General features: G+C 41.0%; 2 protein-coding genes and 1 pseudogene. All 3 read right to left on the bottom strand.

The genetic code is table 11. The features are described from left to right. On the bottom strand, positions 1-114 hold a 114-nt coding region (locus ACT3TU_RS13745; RefSeq protein WP_444784495.1), incomplete at its 3' end, for a zinc ribbon domain-containing protein. Positions 115-188: 74 nt separating this feature from the next. Beyond that, positions 189-1,874, bottom strand: coding sequence for a group II intron reverse transcriptase/maturase (gene ltrA / locus ACT3TU_RS13740; protein WP_192529875.1), 1,686 nt, complete (start codon positions 1,872-1,874; stop codon positions 189-191). A gap of 601 nt (positions 1,875-2,475) precedes the next feature. Next, positions 2,476-3,465, bottom strand: a pseudogene (locus ACT3TU_RS13735) (RNA-guided endonuclease InsQ/TnpB family protein); the annotation flags it as partial. Positions 3,466-3,477 lie beyond the last annotated feature (12 nt).

Raw genomic sequence — 3,477 nt, 5'->3', positions numbered from 1 at the left:
AAGACGGCCAAGCCCGACCGCGAGAATGTTTTTTGCTCCATTAACGTCCCGTTGATGGGCAGTTTGACAAGAACTGCAAAACCATAATCGGGTAAAAGGGTTGTGTTGCCACAATCCTCTCCCCTAAGAACCGTACATGAAAGTTTCCCTTCATACGGCTCAAGCCTTTATAAACCCTCAAATGAGAGTCAGCTACTCATTCTGTAATCTTGGCTATGGGTTTGTCTGTGACAATTCAAATGGAGCATAACTAGATTCGTTACATTGTCACTACCACCATCAACTTTGCGTATTTTATGGTGGATATCCCATTTTTCATCTTGGGCTATCTTTAAGTTGCAGATAGGACAATTTCCCTCTTGGTTTTTCCATATTGAAGTCAACTTAGCCTTACCTTTTAAAGACTTTTTCATAAGACTCATTAAACGCTTATCAAAATAATCTTCCCATGTTGGGTCGAATGGATTTGCGTCACCTTTAATCTTTATATGCCTTTGAATGGATATCGAAGTCAGGTTAACCAACCTCAACCACTTGTTAGGCGTATTAAGACCAGTCTTTAAAATTTCGGCTGAAAACACCCAGTTTCGAGAGCCATAAGTATGAAAGTATTTATTTTTCACCCATGTACTACTTTTCTTTGGATGTCGTCTTTTTGACCATTGCCATAGTTGTTCCCAAATGAAATTGTCTATGCTACTAAAAACCTTAGAAGATACGATATGTCGATGGTAGTTAGCCCAACCTCGTAAAATAGGATTAAGCATTCTAATCAAATTTTCCGCTGTTGTTTGCTTATTACCATTCAAGATTTCTCGTATTTTTGTCTTAATGCTTTTGACGCTCTTGGTTGAAGGTTTAATAAGCACCTTTTCACCGTATCGCTTTACATTTTGACCTAAGAAGTCGAATCCCTCTGTTACATGAGTTATTTTTGTCTTTTCTTTTGACAAAGTTAAGCCACGAGACTTAAAGAACTCAACAACCGCAGGTTTGATTTCATATTCCAGTATCTCTTTCGTTCCACCAGTGATGATAAAATCATCGGCATATCTTACAAAGTTTACTTTAGCTACATTCTGACCTCTGCGAGTGGTGCGAGGAATTACTCCCTCGACTACCTTCTGAAGCCCATCTAGCGTCATATTTGCCAAAGTAGGTGAGATTATACCGCCTTGCGGAGTACCTTTTTCAGTTGCGAACAAGTTGCCTTTATCAACTACACCTGACTTTAGCCACTTTCCTAGAATAGTCTTATTCGTGGGAACATTGTCTATTAGCCATTCGTGTTTGATATCATCAAAACATGCAGAGATATCTCCCTCCAAAACCCAACGTGCAGAGCCTTTTTGGGATAGTATCTTAAAGCATTGCTCTATAGCGTCAGCAGTGCTACGAGCAGAGCGAAAACCGTATGAATTACTGTCTGCGAGTGTTTCTGAGACAGGTTCGAGTGCAAGTAGGTGTAACGCTTGCATAGCTCTATCTTTCATGGTCGGTATGCCCAATAGACGCTCTTTACCATTTGACTTAGGTATTGCTACTCTTTTTAATGGCAGAGGCTTATATCCATTGTGTTTTAACGAGTTAACGGCTTTCATTTTCGCAGCAGGGGTTGACCATGTTGTACCATCAACTCCTGCCGTATTTTTACCGCGATTTTCAGTCACTCTTTTGACTGCTAATGCTTTTGCAGAAAAAGAGCGAGTCAGTAGATGTTGTAATGATTTAACTTTACCCCATTTACCTTCTTGAGTTGCTTTTACGATACGCGCTTGATGCCTTTTAACCGCACAATTACACTTAGCCCAATTGATATCGTGCCAGTGCAAATGTTGGTCGATTGGTGCTCCTGAAACTCTCGTTCCATTCATCAGCTATTCCTATCTTAGAAGGTTTTTCAAACTATCTCGTAATTAAAGACCGCATGGAAGTCTGCTTGCTTTTGCAATAAGGTCATGTTTCAAACCTCTATCCCATTCATTACAAATAGGCATTCGCTTTTTCCACATTCTCATACCCTCTATTCTATAGCCCTTCCTTGCGGTTGGGTTTCCCTCAATGATTCAGGGAGAATATAGGGCTTACCATGTTCCATATTAAGGACTTATTTCGATTTAGACTCATTCTTTCAGCCAGCAGAGCAACGTCTATGTCAAAGATTCAGAGATTCCTTGAGCCTGTCTGCATACCTTTTGGTTCAAGCCTATCAGTATTTTTGGCTTGTTCTTGGTTATGACTTTTATCAAATGTTCACTTACGTTAGTCTTGTCGAAAATCCTAGCACCATGACCGATTAATACTATCAGTGCTTGACTACTTCCTCGCGGTTTTGTCTTGGCATTTCTGCTTGGCACATTGTTAGTGCAGCTTTGCACAAAACTGTTACCAGTTATGCACATGCACCTAGGATACTGTTCATAGAAAAACAGGTAATAATCTCAATTACCATCCTTAATACGACTTCATGTCGCACCCTCTGACACCAAGACCTTCTCTACCTTTCGGACTGTCTTGGCGTGAGCCGCAACACGAGCAGGTTTGGGTTGTGTACGCTTCATTCACTTCGATATAGTGGCAACCTGCGTTCGCGCATTTGTAATCCAGTTGCCGTTTAGTCTCAAACCAACCAGCGTCATAGACGGATTTGGCAAGTTTGCTTGAAGTGAATGATTTTGATTTTATCTTGCCAACGACTATTAAGTTGTTGGATTTGACAAGCTTTGATGTGAATTTATGGATCAAATCTTGGCGGGTATTTTTAATCTTGGCGTGAATGGCCTTAACCCGCTTTTTATTTTTAGCCCTTTGAGCAATGGCCAGTTTCTCAGCGTATTGATGGGTGATTTTGGTTTGTAGTTTATCGCCATCACTACTCACCGCTGCATCTTTGCAGCCCAAATCAATACCGACTTTGCCGCTGCCGCAGGCTATTTTTGGATATTCCTTAACGGTGATACAGGCGTACCAAAGACCACGATTATCTTGCACCAACTCACAGGTGTTGATCTTGTATAGGGCTAAATTATAGCTATCCCATACATCAATGGTCAGTTTTTTACCTTTGGCAAGACTAAGCTGAATGGTAGATTTAAGGCTTTTCTTTCCTGATTGATGGGTTGCTAGGTGTTTGATAGCGGTTTTTTTAAAAGGTATCCAACCTAAGTTTCTGCGTTTGGCCTTAGGATTATTGGTACGCCAGTTGAGTTTGGCTTTTTTAAACTGTTTGCGAGATTTGGCATGGGTTTCCGCCACTGCTTGCAAGGTTTGGCTATGCAAGTTTAGGTATTCACCCGCACCTTTGGTATAGGCAGCTAAGTCGTAGGCCGAAAAGAATTTGCCGGTACGTTGAAGGTGCTTAAAACTAAGCTCATTGACGTAGTTCCAGACAAAGTTAACCGACCCAGCCAAGATATTTAGCTGATTGGTGTGTTTGTCTTTGATGCGTAATTTGAGCGTTTTCATGGGGTAATTATG

Source organism: Psychrobacter sp. AOP3-A1-26, from assembly GCF_052378235.1.
GTDB lineage: Bacteria > Pseudomonadota > Gammaproteobacteria > Pseudomonadales > Moraxellaceae > Psychrobacter.
This window is presented reverse-complemented; position numbering and strand designations above follow the sequence as displayed.